18 protein-coding genes and 3 pseudogenes are annotated in these 18423 nt (G+C 66.7%); 10 read left to right on the top strand and 11 right to left on the bottom strand.

Annotation, left to right across the window (positions count from 1 at the left end):
- Positions 1 to 861 carry a hypothetical protein gene (locus tag LRS08_RS13215; RefSeq protein WP_260480825.1) on the bottom strand — a complete coding sequence of 287 codons (861 nt, stop codon included), beginning with the start codon at positions 859 to 861 and terminating at the stop codon, positions 1 to 3.
- 148 nt (positions 862 to 1009) lie between these two features.
- Between LRS08_RS13215 and LRS08_RS13210 the strand changes: the two genes are divergently transcribed.
- Positions 1010 to 1468 (top strand): hypothetical protein, encoded by a 459-nt coding sequence (locus LRS08_RS13210; protein WP_260480824.1) that lies wholly within the window; start codon positions 1010 to 1012, stop codon positions 1466 to 1468.
- Between the two features lie 62 nt (positions 1469 to 1530).
- Here the strand turns inward: LRS08_RS13210 and LRS08_RS13205 are convergent, their stop codons facing one another.
- Positions 1531 to 3210, bottom strand: a complete 1680-nt coding sequence (locus LRS08_RS13205; RefSeq protein ID WP_260480823.1) for a hypothetical protein — start codon at positions 3208 to 3210, stop codon at positions 1531 to 1533.
- Between the two features lie 136 nt (positions 3211 to 3346).
- On the opposite strand from LRS08_RS13205, the gene LRS08_RS13200 reads away from it, so the two are divergent.
- On the top strand, positions 3347 to 4135 hold the full coding sequence (locus LRS08_RS13200; RefSeq protein WP_260480822.1) for a metallophosphoesterase: 789 nt from the start codon (positions 3347 to 3349) through the stop codon (positions 4133 to 4135).
- Here LRS08_RS13200 and LRS08_RS13195 read toward each other — a convergent pair.
- Complete coding sequence (locus LRS08_RS13195; protein WP_257843261.1) at positions 4092 to 5309, bottom strand: argininosuccinate synthase; 1218 nt, start codon at positions 5307 to 5309, stop codon at positions 4092 to 4094. The genes LRS08_RS13200 and LRS08_RS13195 overlap by 44 nt on opposite strands.
- 144 nt (positions 5310 to 5453) lie before the next feature.
- Positions 5454 to 6617: pseudogene (locus LRS08_RS13190) on the bottom strand (MATE family efflux transporter); the annotation flags it as partial.
- A 102-nt stretch (positions 6618 to 6719) separates the two neighbouring features.
- Between LRS08_RS13190 and LRS08_RS13185 the strand changes: the two are divergent.
- From LRS08_RS13185 to LRS08_RS13175, 3 genes are all read left to right on the top strand, one after another.
- Entirely contained in the window at positions 6720 to 7139 is a 420-nt protein-coding gene (locus LRS08_RS13185; RefSeq protein WP_257843263.1) for a DUF1801 domain-containing protein, read from the top strand.
- 88 nt (positions 7140 to 7227) lie between these two features.
- On the top strand, positions 7228 to 7908 hold the full coding sequence (locus tag LRS08_RS13180; RefSeq protein WP_257843264.1) for a CDP-alcohol phosphatidyltransferase family protein: 681 nt from the start codon (positions 7228 to 7230) through the stop codon (positions 7906 to 7908).
- Positions 7905 to 8282, top strand: coding sequence for an EF-hand domain-containing protein (locus LRS08_RS13175; protein ID WP_257843265.1), 378 nt, complete (start codon positions 7905 to 7907; stop codon positions 8280 to 8282). Before LRS08_RS13180 ends, LRS08_RS13175 begins: the two co-directional genes overlap by 4 nt.
- Here the strand turns inward: LRS08_RS13175 and LRS08_RS13170 are convergent, their stop codons facing one another.
- From LRS08_RS13170 to LRS08_RS13155, 4 genes and pseudogenes are all read right to left on the bottom strand, one after another.
- On the bottom strand, positions 8283 to 9509 hold the full coding sequence (locus LRS08_RS13170; protein ID WP_260480821.1) for a cyclopropane-fatty-acyl-phospholipid synthase family protein: 1227 nt from the start codon (positions 9507 to 9509) through the stop codon (positions 8283 to 8285).
- 59 nt (positions 9510 to 9568) lie between these two features.
- A pseudogene (locus LRS08_RS13165) lies at positions 9569 to 10319 on the bottom strand (molybdopterin-binding protein).
- Positions 10316 to 11047 carry a cytochrome b/b6 domain-containing protein gene (locus LRS08_RS13160; protein WP_257843268.1) on the bottom strand — a complete coding sequence of 244 codons (732 nt, stop codon included), beginning with the start codon at positions 11045 to 11047 and terminating at the stop codon, positions 10316 to 10318. Before LRS08_RS13160 ends, LRS08_RS13165 begins: the two are co-directional and overlap by 4 nt.
- On the bottom strand, positions 11040 to 11669 hold the full coding sequence (locus tag LRS08_RS13155; protein WP_260481682.1) for a sulfite exporter TauE/SafE family protein: 630 nt from the start codon (positions 11667 to 11669) through the stop codon (positions 11040 to 11042). The genes LRS08_RS13160 and LRS08_RS13155 overlap by 8 nt, the downstream gene beginning before the upstream one ends.
- 188 nt (positions 11670 to 11857) lie before the next feature.
- Here LRS08_RS13155 and LRS08_RS13150 point away from each other — a divergent pair, with 188 nt between their 5' ends.
- Positions 11858 to 12697: a PhzF family phenazine biosynthesis protein gene (locus tag LRS08_RS13150; RefSeq protein WP_312026617.1), complete on the top strand. Its 840-nt coding sequence runs from the start codon at positions 11858 to 11860 to the stop codon at positions 12695 to 12697.
- Here LRS08_RS13150 and rlmN read toward each other — a convergent pair.
- Positions 12689 to 13872: pseudogene (gene rlmN, locus LRS08_RS13145) on the bottom strand (23S rRNA (adenine(2503)-C(2))-methyltransferase RlmN). The gene LRS08_RS13150 and the pseudogene rlmN overlap by 9 nt on opposite strands.
- Before the next feature lie 182 nt (positions 13873 to 14054).
- On the opposite strand from rlmN, the gene LRS08_RS13140 reads away from it, so the two are divergent.
- Complete coding sequence (locus LRS08_RS13140) at positions 14055 to 14456, top strand: DUF4168 domain-containing protein (protein WP_257843277.1); 402 nt, start codon at positions 14055 to 14057, stop codon at positions 14454 to 14456.
- A gap of 17 nt (positions 14457 to 14473) precedes the next feature.
- On the opposite strand, the gene LRS08_RS13135 is transcribed toward LRS08_RS13140, so the two are convergent.
- On the bottom strand, positions 14474 to 14938 hold the full coding sequence (locus LRS08_RS13135; protein WP_257843278.1) for a hypothetical protein: 465 nt from the start codon (positions 14936 to 14938) through the stop codon (positions 14474 to 14476).
- Complete coding sequence (locus LRS08_RS13130) at positions 14935 to 15561, bottom strand: histidine phosphatase family protein (protein WP_257843279.1); 627 nt, start codon at positions 15559 to 15561, stop codon at positions 14935 to 14937. The genes LRS08_RS13135 and LRS08_RS13130 overlap by 4 nt, the downstream gene beginning before the upstream one ends.
- Positions 15562 to 15694: 133 nt before the next feature.
- Between LRS08_RS13130 and LRS08_RS13125 the strand changes: the two genes are divergently transcribed.
- From LRS08_RS13125 to LRS08_RS13115, 3 genes are all read left to right on the top strand, one after another.
- On the top strand, positions 15695 to 16354 hold the full coding sequence (locus tag LRS08_RS13125; RefSeq protein WP_260480820.1) for an outer membrane protein: 660 nt from the start codon (positions 15695 to 15697) through the stop codon (positions 16352 to 16354).
- A 147-nt stretch (positions 16355 to 16501) separates the two neighbouring features.
- The gene (gene dnaN / locus LRS08_RS13120; RefSeq protein WP_257843281.1) at positions 16502 to 17605 is read left to right on the top strand and encodes a DNA polymerase III subunit beta; all 1104 of its coding nucleotides are present in this window, start codon (positions 16502 to 16504) and stop codon (positions 17603 to 17605) included.
- Between the two features lie 66 nt (positions 17606 to 17671).
- On the top strand, positions 17672 to 18421 hold the full coding sequence (locus LRS08_RS13115; RefSeq protein ID WP_257843282.1) for a ubiquinone biosynthesis protein COQ4: 750 nt from the start codon (positions 17672 to 17674) through the stop codon (positions 18419 to 18421).
- The last annotated feature ends 2 nt before the right edge of the window (positions 18422 to 18423 follow it).

Below are 18423 nucleotides of genomic sequence, written 5' to 3'. Positions count from 1 at the left end.
TTACTGCGGCGCAGCACCTGCGGGCAAGCGGCTTGCCGAACGGTCGACCGCATAGAGCGCCGACCCGCCCTGTTTCCAGACGAGAGTCAGGCCAGCGGCGGCATGTGGCGGGATCGGCGCATCGATCAGCCAGACATGCGTGAACAGGTTGTGCGGAAAGTCCGTCAAGGCATCGGCGCGGGGCAGCAGATTGGGATCGTGTGGACAGGGCTGTACGACCGAAATCTGTGACGGGTCATGCGCGAAATAGCCCGCTGGAACTTTGACGCTCAACAGCGGCGCCCCCTCCATCCGCCATTGATCATTGGCGAAGGCGGCGCGGCGCGCGGTGGCGAAGGCGGGCAAATGCGTGCGGCGGCTGTGCGCCCAGGGCTGGTCGCAGCTGTCCCCGACCAGTGCGAAGACGCGCGCCCCACGCGGGAGGTGGTCGAGCGCGACGAGTTCGCGCTGCCAGTCGGCATCGTATAGCGCGAAGCTGGTGGCGGTGGCGAGGGTGCGGACAAGGAAGAAGGCAAGTCCTGCCAGAGCGATCGCACGCACCGGTGCGCCCTCCTTCGGGTTCAACCCGGCGAGCGCCACGGCGAAGGCGAAGGGGAGCAAACGCAGATCGGCATAGGCCGATCCGAGCAGGGTGAAGGGCAGCAGCAGAAAGGCGAGGGCGGTCAGCGCGGCAGCGGCGGCCGCCTGTGGCGCGATCCGCCCAGCCTGTCCCCGGATACCGGCATAGACGGCGGCGACGACCACCAGCAGGGCGGGCAGGTCGAGCCAGATCCAGCGGTCGCGCAGCACGCTGCCCAGCCCCTTGAGCTTCGCGACCAGGTCGATGAAGCGCCCGGTCTCCGCCGCGCCCCCCGCCGCCACTCCAGACCAGCATCGCCAGCACCGGCGGTGCGAGCGGGACCGTGGCGATGGCGGCATCGAACGCGGCGCGCAGTATTGGTCTGTCCTTGGCCCGCGCCGCCCATTCGCCCGCGACGACGAACAGGCCCAGCATCGCCCAGCCCATCGCGTGGCACGTCCACACGATCAGTCCGAAGGGCATGAAGATCGCGGTGCGCAGCCCGATCCGGTTCAGGCGTCCGAGCCTAAGCCAGAACGCCCAGCCGCCGAGCGCAAGCGCCATGGCGAGGCAGTAATTCACGAACCCGAACTGAAACGGATAGCTGTAGGCCAGCGGCAGCGCGAACAGCGCCCATGGACTGACCCGCCCGGTCAACTCGCGGCTGAGCCACAGCAACGCCCCGGTCGTCAGCACGGGGATCGCGATCACCACCAGCTTGACCGCAGGTTCCAGCCCGATGATGGGGCCGAGCGCGGCCACCAACAGATCGACGCCGAGATTGCCGACCAGCCGCCATTCGAAGCTGTAATAGCGATCGAGAAGCGTCGCCTCATCGCCCAGCATCACGCGGTACCGTCCGATATGGCCGGGCAGATCGGTGAGCGGCGGCACAGCGGGCCACAGTAATGGGAGCGCCGCGAGCAGCAGCGCGGAGGCGAAGAACCACCGGCTTTCCCACCAGCGCCCGCTCATCGCGCCACCCGATAGACGCTCGCGCCCGCCGCAACCGGGGTCAGCCACTCCGGTGGCGTCCCTGCCCGCAACGCGGCGCGCAGCGATCCGGCGGGCGGGGCGCCCAGCTCGTCCCACGCACCGCCGCAGTCGGCGAGATAGTCGATCCGAAGCCGCCCCGCCTCGGCCTGTGCCCGCGCGACCGGCAAATCAACCAGCCGATAGACGGCGAGGTTGCCTTCGGCATTGCGGTGGTACGGTGCGGCGAGGATGCGGTGGCGCGTCTCGGCCAGCGCATAGGCACCCAGATCGATCGGCGCGGCGACCGTCCCGGCGGGTTGCGCCGCGAGTTGCGCGAGCACAGCCCCGCCGTCGCACTGCGCCGCTTCCGGCTTGGGCGCAGCAAGACCTCCCAGCGCGGGATAGACCAACCCCGCCGACGCGATCCATGCGGCGGCAAGCACCAGCGGCCCGCGTTGCCGTGCCTCGGCGATCAGCGCGGCCAGCGCCGGTGCGGCGAGCAAGGTCCCCGCATAAATTCCGCGTAGCTGGACCAATGCCAACGCCAGCGCCGCCAGATGGAACGCGGCCAGTACCGCCCATTCCACCGCGCGCGACTGCCGCCACTGCCACGCCGTCGCGCCAAGCCCGACCAGCGCCAGCCCGACATAGCCGATGGCACGATCCAGCGGCGCGACGAACAAGGGCTGTGCCTCCGCCACCCGCGCCAGCCACAGTCGCTCAAGCAACGGATCGACCCCGCCATAGGGGGACAGACAGGCCGGAGAGAGAGCAAGCGCGACGGCGGCCGCGACACCGCCGAGCAGGATCGCCGCGCCCACCCGTGCGCGTGGCGCCACAAGGCGGCTTCCGGCCAATGCCAGCCCGGGCGGCACAAGCGCGGCCACTTGCGCGGCGCGCCACAGCGGTGCGGCAAAGGCATCACAGCTGGCGACGTTCCACCCGCTCGTGCGGAACAACAGCGCGGCGATGCCGAGACCCGCAACCAGCGCCACGCCATAACCGAGCAGCCGAGGCCGCTCCCCCTCCCCCGCGACCGCCCAGCGCAACACCAGCACTCCGCCGCCGAGCCCAAGGAAGGGCGCCGTCTCCATCCCCACCACCAGCGAGGCGACGCTCGCCACGCCCGCCGAAACGCCGCTGCGCCACCCGCCCGGGCAGATCAGCGCGCGGACGAGGATGAGCACCAGCACCAGCTGCACCCCGTGATGGTCGATGCGGCCGGGCAGGAACAGCGCACTGGCGGGGTAGGCCAGCGCGGCGACCACCACCGCCACCGGTGCTGAAACCTCCAGCCGTCGCGCGATCGACGCAATCAGCATCAGCGCGGCTGCAAACAGCAGCATCGGCGACAGCATCACCGCGACCAGCTCCGCCCCATGCGCCCCCAGCAACGGGGTCAGCAATGCGACGATCGCCCCCGGCACCAGATCGGGCAGCCGCGACCAGTGCATTTCCAGCCCCTCGGGGCCGAGCCGATGCTGGGCAAGGTCGTTCCACCCCTGCCCTGCCAGCCAGTCGCGGATCTGCTGCAACCGCATCACATCGTCGGTATCGGGCAACTGCAACGCCGACAGCGCCGCCCAATCGCGCCATGCCCAAACGAGTGCGAGCAGGGCCGCCAGCCCAGCCGCCACCGCGTTGTCACGCCAGACTATCGATCGCCCCGCCCCCATGACGCTTCGCTATCCCATCCCGGTTAACGTTCGTCGAGCGCGATTGCGCACCCGAGCCCTACCGTTAGGCTGGCGGAATGAAACGCATCCTCCTGATCGGCCTGCTCCTCGGCCTCGCATTGGCCGGCTATGGCTATTGGGGGCGCTGCGCGATCCCACCGTGCGCACCGCGACCATCGCGATGGCGGACTGGCCGAAGGGCCAGCCGCCGCTCCGCGTCGCGCTGCTCAGCGACCTGCATGTCGCGGGACCCGACATGCCGCCCGAACGGCTCGCCCGGATCGTGACTCAGGTAAACGCGCTCAGGCCCGACCTGGTGCTGATTGCGGGCGATCTGGTGAGCGACAAACGGGTGTCGACGCACCGCTATGCGGAGACTGAGGCCGTCGCCCCACTTGGCGGGCTGCGCGCGCGGCATGGCGTCGTCGCGGTGCTCGGCAATCACGATCATTGGCGCAACACCGCCGGGATGCGTCGCGCGCTGGAGGCGAACCGGGTCACCGTGTTGAGCAACAGCGTCACCCGCCGAGCCGGGCTGATCCTCGCCGGGGCGGACGACGACTTCACCGGCCGCGCCGATCCGGCGGCGCTGATCCGCGCCGTCGCGCCGCTCACGGGACCGGTGGTCACGCTCAGCCATTCGCCCGATATCGTCCCGGACCTACCCGAGCGCTTCGGGCTGGTGCTCGCCGGGCACACGCATTGTGGCCAGGTCGCGCTCCCGCTGATCGGGCGACCGGCGACGATGTCGCGCTATGGAGATCGCTTCGCCTGCGGGCTGATCCGGGAGGGCGCGCGAACCATCGTGGTCGGCGCGGGGCTTGGGACCAGCGTATTGCCGATCCGCATCGGCGCCCCGCCCGACCTGTGGTTGATCGAGCTTACTGCCCCCGCCGCCCCAGCAACCGCAGCCGCAGCGCGTTGAGCTTGATGAACCCCGCCGCGTCCCGCTGGTCATAGGCGCCCTGGTCGTCCTCGAACGTCACGACCTTTTCGCTGTAGAGCGAGTAAGGCGACTTGCGCCCGACGACATAGACGCCACCCTTGTAGAGCTTCAGCCGCACGGTCCCGGCGACCTTTTGCTGCGAATAGTCGATCGCCGCCTGCATCATCTCGCGCTCGGGCGCGAACCAGAAGCCGTTATAGATCATCTCGGCATAGCGCGGCGCCCATTCGTCCTTGAGGTGTGCGGCGCCGCGGTCGAGCGTGATGCTCTCGATCCCGCGATGCGCGAGGTGATAGATGGTGCCGCCCGGCGTCTCGTACATGCCGCGCGACTTCATGCCGACGAAGCGGTTTTCGACCAGATCGAGCCGGCCGATGCCATGCTTGCGCCCCAGATCGTTGAGCGCCGCCAGCAGCGTCGCGGGCGACATCGCCACGCCGTTGAGCGCGATGCCATCGCCCTTCTCGAAATCGATCGTGATATATTCGGGCGTGTCCGGCGCGTCCTCCGGGTTCACCGTGCGCGAATAGACATAGTCGGGGGTTTCATCCCACGGATCCTCGAGCACCTTGCCCTCGGACGAGGTGTGCAGCAGGTTCGCGTCGGTCGAGAACGGCGCTTCGCCGCGCTTGTCCTTGCTCACAGCAATCTGGTGCTGTTCGGCGAACTCGATCAGCTTGGTGCGGCTGGTCAGGTCCCATTCACGCCACGGTGCGATGACCTTGATATCCGGGTTGAGCGCATAGGCCGACAGTTCGAAACGGACCTGATCATTGCCCTTGCCGGTCGCGCCATGGCTGACCGCATCGGCATTCACTTCCTTGGCGATCTCGATCAGCCGCTTGGAGATCAGCGGGCGCGCGATCGACGTGCCGAGCAGGTACAGCCCCTCATACAGCGCATTGGCGCGCATCATCGGGAACACGAAATCGCGGACGAACTCCTCGCGCAGATCATCGATATAGATGTGCTCGGGCTTCACCCCGGCATTCAGCGCCTTTTGCCGCGCGGGCTCCAGCTCTTCGCCTTGCCCCAGATCGGCGGTGAAGGTCACCACCTCGCACTGATATTCCTGCTGCAGCCATTTCAGGATCACGCTGGTGTCGAGACCGCCCGAATAGGCGAGAACCACGCGATTGATCTTGTCGGCCATTGCTGTTGCTCCAGAGGGAAGTTCGGGTGCGCCTCTAGGCCCGGGGGCGGGTTCCGCAACCGTGGCGAACAGCCGGGGCAGATGGATCGCGAGCAACCCGGCGCGGAAAAAGTAGCTCGCCAGCAGCGCCAGCCACAGGCCGGTCGCGCCGAGCGGGCGCAGCAACAGGTCGGTGGCGATGTAGAAGGTCGTGGCGAGGATCGCGGCGTTGCGCAGCGCTCGCCCCTGCGTCGCACCGATGAACACGCCGTCGAGCAGCCATGCCGGAACCCCGACGATCGCGGCCAGCGCGGCGAGCGGAAGGACGGCGCGGGCGGCCTCGCGCACCTCGACATTGGTGGTCAGCAGGTCGATCAGCGCGCCGCCGAACAGCAACGCGGCCAGTGTCGCGAACAGGCCGAAGCCGACCGAAAACTCCCCCGTCAGCCGGATCGCGCGCCTCAGGTCGCTGCGTGACCCCCTCCCCACCGCCTGCCCGACCCGCGATTCGGCGGTGAAGGCGAAGCCGTCGAGGACGAAGGCGAAAATGCTGACCAGCTGCATCAGCACATGGTTCGCAGCGAGCGGGACGGTGCCGAGCCGCGCCCCGGCATTGGCGAGCCACAGGAACAGCGCGAGCAGCGCGATCGTACGCACCATGATGTCGGCGTTGACCGCGAAGAGCTTTTTCCACGCTTCGCCATGGAAGAATCCGGCGCGCTGGGCGAGCAGGGCGCGCGGGCCGGCCATCCGCACGACCAGCACGATCCCGGCGATCAGCCCGACCCATTCGGCGATCGCGGTGCCCAGCCCCACGCCGCGCGCTCCCATGTCGAACTGCCAGACGAACAGGACATCCAGCACTCCGTTGACGAGGTTGACGAGGATCTGGAGCGCCAGCGTCTCGCGCGTGCGGCCCAGGCCGTAGAGCCAGCCATTGATCGCGTAGAAGCCGAGCGCGGCGGGGGCGCCGAGGAAGCGCGCCGTGACGAACTCCCGCGCCGCCGCGTCGAGCGCCCCACCCCCGGCCAGCAACGCGAACGCCGCCGGGACCAGCAGAATCTGGAGCGCCACCAGCACCGCACCTATCCCCAGCCCCGCCGCGACCCCGCGCACCAGCAGGCCATCGACTTCCGCCCGCGCGCGCCGGCCATGCGCCTGCGCGGTCAGGCCCGTCATCCCCATGCGCAGGAAGCCGAACGCCCAGAATATGAAGCTGATGATCGCCGTCCCCAGCGCCACCCCGGCCAGCGCGGCGGCATCGCCGGTCCATCCGATCACGGCGGTATCGACCAGCCCGACCAGCGGCACCGTCGTCTGCCCCAGCATGATCGGCCAGGCCTGCGCCAGAATCGAACGGCGGGTGAGCGGGGCCGATTGCATCGCCGCCCCTTGCGGCTAGACTGGCGGAAAATCCAGCGAGGTCATGCCGTGGCCGAGATCAAGACCAAGCCCACCCCCGTCGATGTCGGCGCATATCTCGACGCGGTCGACAATCCCATCCGCCGTGACGACGCAAAGACCGTCTGCGCGATGTTCGAACGGATCACCGGCGAGTCGCCGAAGATGTGGGGACCGTCGATCATCGGCTTCGGCAGCTATCACTATAAATATGACAGCGGGCACGAGGGCGACATGTGCCGACTCGGCTTTTCGCCGCGCAAGGCGGAACTGGTGCTCTATGTCCTGACCGAAGACCCCGGCCAGCCGGAGAAGCTGGCGCGGCTGGGCAAGCACAAGACCGGCAAGTCGTGCCTCTACATCAAGAAGCTGGCCGACGTGGACATGACCGTGCTGGAGGAGATCACCCGCGACGCGCTCGCCTATATGAACGCGAAATATCCGAATTGAGTTAGGCGGCACTCGCTCTGGCCGGAACGGGACGCACCCCGTCTATTCACGGCATTGCCCGAACCTCCCGCATGGAGGATAGGGAAGTATGACAGATCAACGACAGGCGCCGCCCGCACTCGAGCGGGTCCAGCAGAATTGGCTGGCGGCAAGCGAGCGCCGAATCCTCAACTGGCTGTGCGCGCATATGCCATCTGCGGTCACGCCGGACATTCTGACCGCGATCGGCATGATCGGCGCGGTGATGGTCTTCGTCGGCTATGTCGCGAGCAATTGGAGCATGGACTGGCTCGCGCTCACGCTGGCGGGCTATGCGGTGCAATGGTTCGGCGACTCGCTTGACGGCAGCCTGGCGCGATGGCGGCGGATCGAGCGGCCGTCCTATGGCTATTTCATCGACCATAGCTGCGACGGGCTGGCCAATCTGCTGATCGTCGCAGGGATTGGGCTCAGCCCCTTCGTGACGATGGACATCGCGATGATCGCGTTGGCCGGATATTTGCTGATGTCGATTCACGCCTTTCTGTCGGCGCGCGTGGTCGGCGAACTGCGCCTGTCCTATCTTGCTGCGGGGCCGACGGAATTGCGGCTGATGCTGATTGGCATGACGGTGATGATGTGGGTACTGGGGCCGGATCGCGGTCTGTTCGGCACAATTTCCGGCTTTGACCTGTTTGTCGGCGGGATCGGCACGATCCTGATCCTGCTGTTCCTGGTGCAGACGATCACGACCGGACGACGGCTCGCGGCACTGGAGCGACGGCCATGAACGTCGCCCTCGCCCTGCTCGCGTTTCAGGCACAGCCGATGGGCGTCGCCCCCGGCCCGTTGCCCAGAGCCGAAGCCGAGCGCCGCGCCGCCGAGCGCTTCGCCGATCTGGACCTCAACGAAGACGGGTCGATCGAGCGCGACGAAGTGCGCGCGCGCTTCGATTTCGAGGGGAGCGCGGAGGCGACCTATGCCGCAGCGCGCCAGTCGAAGAAGGCGAGCGCACCGCGCGCGCCGGTCAGCTCGCCGCGTACCGATTGGGCAAAGGCCGATGCGTGGTTCGCTGCGGTCGACAAGGATGGCGACGGCAAGGTGACACGTGCGGAACTCGGCACCTATCTCGGCGCAGACGTCGAGCAGATCGGCGTCCAGTAATCAGCTGCGCAGCCGCGCTTCCTCCTCTGCCATATAGTCCCGGGTGATCGGCAGCGCGGTGCGCGAACGGCAATATTGCAGCTGGTAATTGACCAGCCCGCCATTCTCGAAGCTGACCAGCGACCCGGCGAGATAATAGGTCCACATCGCGAAGAAGCGCTCGTCGTACAGCGCGACGATCTGGTCGCGCGCGGCCATTGCGCGGTCGTACCAATGCTGAAGCGTATGGCCGTAATGCAGGCGCAGCACCTCCACATCGGTCAGGAAAAAGCGCAATTCCTCATGCCCGCGCAGGATTTCCGACAGCGCCGGGATATAGCCGCCGGGGAAGATATACTTGGCGGTGAACGCATCGGTCACCCCCGGCCCACCCGCGCGTCCGATCGTGTGGAGCAGCATCACCCCGTCGGGCGTCAGCAGCTCGCGGCATTTGGCGAAGAAGGTGCGATAATGCGCCGGGCCGACATGTTCGAACATGCCGACCGACACGATCCGATCGAATTGCCCGGTGACGTGGCGATAGTCGATCAGCTCGAACCGCACCTTGCCCGCCACCCCCGCCGCCTCCGCCCCCGCGCGCGCGACTTTGAGCTGCTCCTCGCTCAGCGTGACCCCCAGCACCTCCGCCCCGGTCTTTTCGTGCAGGTAGAGCGCCATCCCGCCCCAGCCGCAGCCGATGTCGAGCACCGACATGCCCGGCTGGATCGCCAATTTGGCCGCGATATGCGCCTTCTTGTCCAGCTGCGCCTGTTCCAGGCTGTTCGCCGGATCGGTGAAATAGGCCATCGAATATTGCCGGTCGGCGTCGAGGAACAGGTCGTATAGCCGTGCCGACAGGTCGTAATGATGTGCGACATTGCGCTTCGACCGCCGCGCCATGTTCACCCGGTCGAGCCGGAAACGGACATTGTCGAACGCGCGCCTGAACGCGCCGGGCGTCAAGTTGCCGGTCTTGTCCTCCCACCGGTTGTTCGCGGTCATCAGGCGCAGCAAGGCGAGGATGTCGCCTCGCTCGATCACCAGCTGCCCGTCCATGAAGCTTTCGGCAGCTCCCAGCGCCGGATCGGTCAGAATATGACGACCCACCGATGGATGCGTAAAGCGGATCGTGACGGGTGCCAGATCAGCATCCGGCGCACCGAAACTGCGCGCGCTGCCATCCGCGTGGATCACAGTGAGCTCGCCGCGCTTCACCGCGCGGGTGAAGAAATGGTCGATCAGCGCCATGGATGACAGGCTAACGGCTCGGCACTTCTTCGCAAGTGCGAAGGGGTTAAGCCGCGAAGCTAAATCCCCGCATACCATTCGTAATCAGCGACATCCTCCCAATATCCCCCCCTTGCCGCGCCCGACACCGTCCAGCGACGCCACTGCCTCGATCCGCATGACATATTTGGCGTGCTTGTAGCCGAGCTGTCGCTCGACCCGCAGCCGCACCGGCGCGCCATGCGCCACCGGCAGGATTCGGTCATTCATTGCCCAGGCCAGGATCGTCTGCGGGTGAAAGGCGTCGATCAGGTCGATCGACTCATAATAGGCGCCACCACGCAGGCTGTCGGCACAGTGGAACACCAGATACCGCGCGCCATCGCGCAGACCCGCCGCATCGAGGATCGCCGACAGCTTCGGTCCCTGCCACTTGCCGATCGCGCTCCATCCCTCGACGCAATCATGCCGCGTGATCTGCGCGCGCTGCGGCAATGCCCGCAGGTCGTCGAGCGACAGGCTGAGCGGACGCGCGACCAGCCCGTCGACGCGCAACCGCCAGTCGGCAAAGCGGTTCGCCGCCAGCGCCTGATAGGCTGGCGTGCCGGGGTTGCGCGTGCCGTTCGACCGGAAGCGCGGCGACATGTCTTCGGGTGAAAATTCTCGCGCGAGCGCGTTGCGGTTGGTGATGACCCGCTGAAGGCTGCGATGCACCGCCTCCGCCTTGAACAAGATGTCGCGCCCTGCCTCGCTCTTCCCGACACGGTCGCATCCGGCGAGCAGCCCGCCCGCCCCCGCGACGATCAGGTTGCGGCGGGTGATGAGAGTCATGGCGCATCCTCCGGCGGCACGCGCCACTTGCCGGTGAGCATCGATCGCACCTCGTTCACCGGCCCGGCGAGGATCACCAGCGTCAGGTGGACGATGATGAACAGCGCCAACAGCATCGCGACGATGAAATGGATCGACCGCGCACTCTGTCGCCCGCCAAAGACATCGAGTAGCCAGGGCCAGGCCGCATTCATCCCCGGCGACATGGCAAGTCCGGTGAAGATGACTAGCGGGAGCAGGACGAAGATCACCGCCGCATAGCTCGCCTTCTGGAAGATATTGTACGCGCGGGGATTTTCCGGATCGTGGAAACGCAACGCCCAATGCGCCTTGAGATCGGCGCGCAGGTGCCCGCGCGACAGATCGCTCCACCGGATGCGCAGATCGCGCTGGAAATGCCGGTTGAGCAGGCTGACGATCATGTACGCCAGCAACGCGAACCCCAGCACCAGCGCAAAGAACAGGTGCCAGCGCCGCGCCAGCGCAAGATTGTAGGTCGAGGGGATCGTCAACCATCCCGGCACCCGCGCGGTGTCGAAGAACCAGATCAGCTTGAACCAGGGCCGGTCGAAATTCGCGCCATATTCGCCCCAATAAAGCTGACCGTGCGCGTTGAGGATCATCAGCCCGCTGCCCAGCAGGATGATCACGCTGATTGCGGTGACCCAGTGCCAGATCCGCGTTGCCAGCGCGTGGCGACGAATCACCGTCGAGGAAGGATCATCCATAGGCACGGACGAAGAATATCACCGTCGTCGCCGCCGTCACCAGCAACGTCCAACCGCGCACGACGCCCGGCGACATCCGCTTGCCGATCGCCGCGCCGCCGAACCCGCCCAGGATCGAACCGGCCAGCATCGGCAGACACGCGCGCCACTCGACCATCGCGAAGCCGATGAACACGAACGCGGCGGCGAGGTTGGCGACCGCGAGCATCAAGGTGCGGATCGCGAACAGCCCGCGCGGCTCGATATTCGCGAGCAGCCCGTAGATCGCGGTGGTCATCAGCCCCACTCCGCCACCGAAATAGCCGCCATAAATGCCGAGCAGCCCCTGCGCCCCGATCAGCGTCCGCCGCCCGATCGTCACCCGCGCGTGCAGCCAGTCCGCCGCGCGTCGCCCGAACGCCATCACGACGAACGCGAACAGCAACAACCAGGGGATGACTACATCGAACGTGTCACTCGGCGTCAGCACCAGCAACAGGCTGCCCGCCAGCCCGGCGGTGAAGGTGATGGTGGCGAGCAGCAGCACCGATAGCCCGGCTACTGGCCCCAGCTCGTCGCGAAACCCCCATGCGCTGGTCGCGGCGCCGGGCAGCAGCGCGACGTTGGAAGTGGCATTGGCGATATTGGCGGGCAGGCCCAGCGCGATCAGTGCCGGAAGCGTGGCGAACGTACCGCCCCCCCGCCAGCCCGTTCATCGCGCCGCCCAATATGCCGGCCCCGGCGGCAAGGAATAGTCCGGCCATATCCATGTGCCGCCTCTTGCGGGATGCCGCCAGGCACCACAAGTCCCGCACGGACAAACCGGGGGATATGATGAAGCTCGATCTGGTCGACGTATTCGGGGCGGACGGAAACACCGGCAACCCGCTGGCGGTCGTGCACGACGCCGCGGCGATGGACGCCGATGCGATGCTTGCCCTGACCCGCTGGCTGGGCTTTTCGGAAACGACCTTCCTGATCCCCGCCACCGATCCGGGCGCGGATTATCAGGTCCGCATCTTCTACCCCGCGGGCGAACTGCCCTTTGCCGGACATCCCACGCTTGGCACCTGCCATGCCTGGCTTGAGGCAGGCGGCGTACCGCGCGATCCGGCGCTGATCGTCCAGCAATGCGGCGCGGGGCTGGTCCCGATCGCGCGCGACGGCGAAATGCTATCCTTCCGCGCCCCGCCGCTGATCCGGTCCGGTCGGCTCAGCGACACCGAGCGCGCCGAGGCCGCACGGCTCGCCAATGTGCCAGCCGAGGCGATCGTCGATGCGGTTCACGCGAATAACGGGCCCGGCTGGCAGCTGTTGCGGCTGCGCACGGCGGCGGATGTGCTCGCGGTCGATCCGCCCGCGCGCGCGCCGGTCGGCACCGATATCGGGCTGGTCGGCCCGCATCCCGACGGTAGCGACATCGCGTTCGAGCTGCGCGCCTTCTTCACCGACGGCAATGGCCGACTGGTCGAGGATCCAGTGACCGGCAGCCTCAACGCAGCGACCGCGCAATATCTGTTCGAAGCCGGGTTGGCGCAGGGCAGCTATACCGCCGCGCAGGGCCGAATGACCGGATGTGATGGGCGAGTCGCGGCACGGATCAATGCCGACGGCCATGTCTGGATCGGCGGACGCACCGCGACCGTTGCCCGGGGCGCATCCTTAGCCTAGCGCCGCCTGCTTTTCCTCGGCCAGACGGTCCAGCTCGGCGCGGCTCTTCTTCTCGCTCGCCGTCTTGAGCTGACCGCAGGCTGCATCGATGTCGCGCCCGCGCGGGGTGCGCGCCGGGGCGGAGATGCCGGCCCCGAACACGATCTCCTGAAACGCGCGAATCCGCTCGGGCGTCGAGCATTCATAGGGCGCGCCGGGCCAGGGGTTGAACGGGATCAGGTTGACCTTGGCGGGCAGCTTGTACTGCTTGATCAACCGCACCAGCTCACGCGCATCGGCATCGCTGTCGTTCTTGTCACGGAGCATCACATATTCGAAGGTGATCCGCCGGGCATTGTTCGCGCCGGGATAGTCGGCGCACGCCTGGAGCAGCTCCTCGATCCCGAATTTGCGGTTCAACGGCACGATCTCGTCGCGCACTTCCTTGGTCACCGCATGGAGCGAGACGGCGAGGTTGACCCCGATCTCCTCCCCGCGCGCGCCATCATCGGCACGACGCCGCTGGTCGACAAGGTGATGCGTCGCTTCGACAACGCGATCCCGTCGCCGTCCATCACGATCTTCAACGAATCGCGGACATTGTCGAAATTATAGAGCGGCTCGCCCATCCCCATCATCACGATGTTGGTGAGCATCCGTCCCTCGGGCTGGCTCGGCCACTCGCCCAGCGCGTCGCGCGCCAGCATCACCTGCCCGACGATTTCGCCGGGTTCGAGGTTGCGGACGAGCCGCATCGTGCCGGTGTGGCAAAAGCGACAGTTGAGCGTACAGCCGACCTGCGACGATACGCACAGGGTGCCCCGATCAGCGTCGGGGATGAACACCATCTCGTAATCTTGACCGTCGTCGGACCGCAGCAGCCATTTGCGCGTTCCGTCGGTCGATACCTGCGCTTCGACCACCTCGGGCCGCGAGATTACGAATCGCTGCGCCAGCCAGGGCTGCATCGCCTTGGAAATATCGGTCATCAGCGCGAAATCGGTGGCCCCGCGATGATAGATCCAGTGCCACAATTGCTTCGCGCGCAACTTGGCCTGTTTCGGCTCAAGCTGCGCCGTCTCCAGCGCCATGCGCAGGTCCGCCTTGGACAGGCCGAGCAGGTCGATGCGCCCATCGGCACGCGGTTTCAGGCTGCGCGGAACGGGCACGGGATCGATGTGCCCGGGGATGGGCATGGGAGGCGACGAGACTGACTGCATGGCGCGCCTATAGCGGAAGTGACGCCGCATTTCCATGCCCCGCCCATCCCGGGGGAGCCACGGCCCGCCGAGGAAGGGTTGCGCATCTGGGTTGGGGTCTCAAATTCTTGTGGTGCGCGTCCCAGACGCTTTGTTTCCAATGACTTTGGAGTTTCACCTTGACCCATTTGACCCGCTGGGCGCTGGCCGCGTCCGCTTTGATCGCCTCGCCTGCCATCGCCCAGACCGCCGCGCCCGCAGCTCCGCCTACCCAGACCGAAACGGCGACCCCCGCCCCGGTCACCGACGCCGAGATCAAGATGTTCGCCAAGGCTGCGCTCGCCGCCGATGCCGTCACCAAGGATGTGTCGATTCCCGCCGCCGACAAGACCGCCAAAATGACTGAGGCGGTGACCGCTGCAGGACTTGAAACGGCGCGGTTCAACCAGATCGCTACGCTCGCCCAGAGCGACCCGACGGTGAAGGAGAAGGTCCAGGCCGAGATCATCGCCGTGCGCGACGGGCAGCAGACAGGCGCTCCGGCACCGACGCCAAGCCCGACGCCAGGCCAGCAGCAATAATCGGCCAGCGCGCGGCCTTACCGCCGCGCGCAACCCATCGCGGCGGCGTCGATCGCGGTCGCCGCGCCCTTGAGCGCATAGACATCGGCAAAGGCGCCGCCGCCGCGCGCGACGCTCTCGACGCTCATCGACCGGCTTGAACGGATCGCGGCGACGATTGCGCGATCGGTGCGCGGATCGGGTGCCCAGGCATCGCTTGCCCCGGCGATCAGTTCGAACCGCCGCTCCCCGATCGCCAACGTCACCTTGGCACGCGGATCGCGGGCGCGGCTCAGTCGAACATGGAACTGGTTGCGCGCGCCGGATCGCGGCCAGTTGGCGATGCTGGCAAATGCTCCAGCTCTGCCCCGTACTGGCTGGCCGATCGCGTAGCAGCGCGCCGGCGCTGCGTCGCGGAACGCCCCCCAGCCGTCGAACACGCCGAGAGACTCGCGTCCCTGCCCCTGCACGGCAAACGCAGCGGCGAGCAGCAGCGCGATCATGCCGGCGCTCGCCCGGTGCCCAGATGCACGACCGTCTCCACTCCGCGCTCGATCATCACCACCGAACCTTGCGGCAGGCCCGGCGCTATCGGGGTCGCGAATTCAGGGTGCGCGCCCTGCCCCGTCATCACCCCGCGCAGCACCCGGCTGGAAATGCCGTGCATGACGATCAGGCGATCACCGGGATCTTCATCCGTGTCGCCGAGCCAGGCCGAAACGCGCGCCGCAATCTCGGAATAGCTCTCGCCATCGGGGGCGGGGTAGAGCAGCCCGGTCGCGGCGAGGACTGGCAGATCGCCCGCAACCAGTTCGTCATAATAGCGTCCACCCCAGCACCCCATGCCGATCTCGGTCAGCCGTGCATCCTGCCGCGCCGCGTGCCAGTCGAGCTCGAGATGCTCGGCCATCACAGCCAGCGTCTGAAGCGCGCGCCCAGTGTTCGACGCCCATAATGTCAGCGCCGGCGCGGCCCCGAGCAGACCGGCGAGTGCGCGGCCCATCTCGTCCGCCTGCGCGAATCCGGCGCGGGTCAGCGGGGTGTGCGGGTAATCGCCCTGCAACCGCCGCGCCGCGTTGAACACCGTCTCGCCGTGCCGTGCAATAAAATCGCGTCCCTTGCGCATAGCCGCATTGCTTGGGTTCCGTGTGGCCAAAAGGCAACGGTTTTCCGCGTTTATCCGGCGTTCATGCAACTTGTGCGGCGCAGCGCCATTTGACCTCCCGACCCGCAAACGGGTCCAGTACAAGGAGTTTTGTATGCGTTACGCAATCGCCGCCGCACTGGCCGCATCGACCATGATCGCGGCTCCGGCTCTCGCCCAGGACAGCACCGACCCGACCTTCACCGGCTTCCGCGTCGGCGTCGTCGGCGGCTATGACATCATCCGTCCGGGCAGCACCGAGGACAGCGATATCGATGGCGACGACCAGAATGTCGACGGCTTCCTCTATGGCGTCGAGCTGGGCTACGACATCGGCGTCGGCGGCGCAGTGGTCGGCGTCGAGGCGGAGCTGTCCGATCCGACCGGTAAGGTCGAGGCGCGGTCGACCGACCCCAATTTCTTCGGCTTTGGCGAAGTCGGCACCGGTCGGGATATCTATGTCGGCCTGCGCGCCGGCGTCCTCGCCTCGCCGAGCACGCTGATCTATGCCAAGGGCGGTTACACCAATGCACGGCTGAACGTACTCGCCACCGACGGCACGACCGAGCTGCGCGAGAATTTCGAGCTGGACGGCTGGCGGATCGGTGCTGGCGTCGAGAAGGCGATCGGGACCAACACCTATGCCAAGCTCGAATATCGCTATTCCAACTATTCGAAGGCGAATTTCGAATATGACAATGGCGCGATCACCGAGGATTTCGACATCGATACCGATCGGCATCAGGTCGCGGTGGGCGTTGGCTTCCGTTTCTGAGCGGCCCGCCATCCACAAATGAATGACGCGAAGGGCTGGAGCGGCTTGCTCCAGCCCTTTTTCACGTTAAGGATATCTCGAACTTCCGACGGCAATCCACGCGCCGTCAGTTGAATTTGGGCGGCCGCCCGGGGGTTTGGAATACACATGAAAGCGACGATCGAACGCGCCACGCTCCTCAGGGGCCTCAGCCACGTCCAATCGGTGGTCGAGCGGCGCAATACCATTCCGATCCTATCCAACGTGCTGATCGAGGCATCGCTCGACGGATCGCTCCGCCTGATGGCGACCGATCTCGACCTGCAGATCGACGAAACGGTTCCTGCCGCGGTGGATCAGGCCGGCGCAATCACCGTCCCCGCGCACACTTTGTTCGACATCGCGCGCAAGCTGCCCGAAGGGTCGCAGGTCGAACTCACCGCAGCGGAGGGCAAGATCAAGGTCAATGCCGGCCGCGCCAAGTTCGAACTCGGCACGCTGCCGCGCGACGATTTCCCGGTGATCGCGGAGGGCGAATTGCCCACCGTGTTCGAGCTGCCGGCCGAAACGCTCAAGCAGATCATCGACAAGACCCGATTCGCGATCTCGACCGAAGAGACGCGCTACTATCTCAACGGCATCTTCCTCCACGTCGCCGACGACATGCTGAAGGCCGCCGCGACCGACGGCCACCGTCTCGCCCGCGTCACCGTGCCGCGCCCCGAGGGGGCCGAGGCGATGCCCGACGTGATCGTGCCGCGTAAGTGCGTGGCCGAGCTGCGCAAGCTGCTCGACGAAGTCGACGGGTCGGTCGGCGTGTCGCTGTCGGGATCGAAGATCCGCTTCGACCTGGGCGCCGCGATCCTGACGTCGAAGCTGATCGACGGCACCTTCCCCGATTACAGCCGCGTCATCCCGACCGGAAACGACAAGATTCTCAAGATCGACCCGCGCAGCTTCATGCAGGGCGTCGATCGCGTCTCGACCATCGCGACGGAAAAGACCCGCGCGGTGAAGATGGCGCTCGACCGCGACCGGATTACTTTGTCGGTGACCAGCCCCGACAACGGCACCGCGGCCGAAGACGTCCCCGGCGAATATGCAGCCCAGCCGTTCGAGATCGGCTTCAACTCACGCTATCTGATGGACATTCTCGGCCAAATCGAGAGCGACCTGGTCGAAGTCCACCTCGCCGACGCCGCCGCGCCGACGCTGATCCGCGAGAATGACAAGTCGCCCGCGCTCTATGTGCTGATGCCGATGCGGGTGTAATCGCACCCTCTTGCGTCGCCCGCGCTAATCACTTATTTACACGACTGTCAGTAAGGACGGTCGGATATGGCAACGCAGGCAATCGACTGGAGCAAGCCCCGCAAGCGCGAATGGGGAACGGCGCTCACCGCATTGCGCCGCCTGCTTTCCAATGGCGACGACACCGTGCAGGTGTTCCGCATCATGCGTGCGCTCAACGGCGACACGGTGGGCAAGAATTATCGCAAGCTGCTGACCACGCCGAATGGCGGGCGCATCGCCTATCGCCGCACCGAGCTGGCGGAGAAATTCTCCGACCGGGCCTGGCTCGATTCGCTGCCCGAGGGCAGCGTCGGTGCAGCCTATCGCGCGTTTCTCGACCGTACCGGCTATTCGGCGCAGGGGCTGGCCGATGTCAGCTATGCCGATGCCGATGTCGAGCGCGGGATCGAGCATCCCCACGCCTGGTATGGTCGGCGCGAGCGCGACATCCATGACATCTGGCATGTCATCACCGGTTATCAGGCGGACGAGCCATTGGGCGAGGCGTGCCTCGTCGCCTTCTCTTATGCCCAGACCCGCGGGCTCGGCTGGGCGTTCATCGCGCTCGGTGCGGCGCTCAAGAGCCTGCGCGTCACCGGATCGCGCAGCTTCGCCAAGGCGGTGCGCGAAGGCTATCGCCACGGCAAGGCCGCGCACTGGTTGTCGGGCGAGGATTATGAGGTGCTGCTCGCCGAACCGCTCGACGCGGTGCGAGCGCGGCTTAACATCGGTGACCCGGTCCTGTACCGCGCGGCACAGGCCGAACTGCGCGACAAGGGCGTGCAGGGAATCTGACG

The sequence above is a fragment of the Sphingomonas sp. J315 genome, assembly GCF_024666595.1.
In the GTDB taxonomy this organism is placed as follows: Bacteria; Pseudomonadota; Alphaproteobacteria; order Sphingomonadales; family Sphingomonadaceae; genus Sphingomonas.
The sequence above is the reverse complement of the archived record's forward strand: the minus strand, read 5'-3'. Positions and strand labels throughout refer to the sequence as shown.

Excerpts from the sequence above, each read along its gene's own strand:
- LRS08_RS13170 (WP_260480821.1), bottom strand. The coding sequence starts at position 9,509 with ATGGCGCTGATCGACCATTTCTTCACCCGCGCGGTGAAGCGCGGCGAG.
- LRS08_RS13150 (WP_312026617.1), top strand. The coding sequence starts at position 11,858 with ATGATGAAGCTCGATCTGGTCGACGTATTCGGGGCGGACGGAAACACC.
- LRS08_RS13205 (WP_260480823.1), bottom strand. The coding sequence starts at position 3,210 with ATGGGGGCGGGGCGATCGATAGTCTGGCGTGACAACGCGGTGGCGGCT.
- LRS08_RS13115 (WP_257843282.1), top strand. The coding sequence starts at position 17,672 with ATGGCAACGCAGGCAATCGACTGGAGCAAGCCCCGCAAGCGCGAATGG.
- dnaN (WP_257843281.1), top strand. The coding sequence starts at position 16,502 with ATGAAAGCGACGATCGAACGCGCCACGCTCCTCAGGGGCCTCAGCCAC.
- LRS08_RS13180 (WP_257843264.1), top strand. The coding sequence starts at position 7,228 with ATGACAGATCAACGACAGGCGCCGCCCGCACTCGAGCGGGTCCAGCAG.
- LRS08_RS13135 (WP_257843278.1), bottom strand. The coding sequence starts at position 14,938 with ATGATCGCGCTGCTGCTCGCCGCTGCGTTTGCCGTGCAGGGGCAGGGA.
- LRS08_RS13195 (WP_257843261.1), bottom strand. The coding sequence starts at position 5,309 with ATGGCCGACAAGATCAATCGCGTGGTTCTCGCCTATTCGGGCGGTCTC.
- LRS08_RS13175 (WP_257843265.1), top strand. The coding sequence starts at position 7,905 with ATGAACGTCGCCCTCGCCCTGCTCGCGTTTCAGGCACAGCCGATGGGC.
- LRS08_RS13160 (WP_257843268.1), bottom strand. The coding sequence starts at position 11,047 with ATGGATGATCCTTCCTCGACGGTGATTCGTCGCCACGCGCTGGCAACG.
- LRS08_RS13130 (WP_257843279.1), bottom strand. The coding sequence starts at position 15,561 with ATGCGCAAGGGACGCGATTTTATTGCACGGCACGGCGAGACGGTGTTC.
- LRS08_RS13125 (WP_260480820.1), top strand. The coding sequence starts at position 15,695 with ATGCGTTACGCAATCGCCGCCGCACTGGCCGCATCGACCATGATCGCG.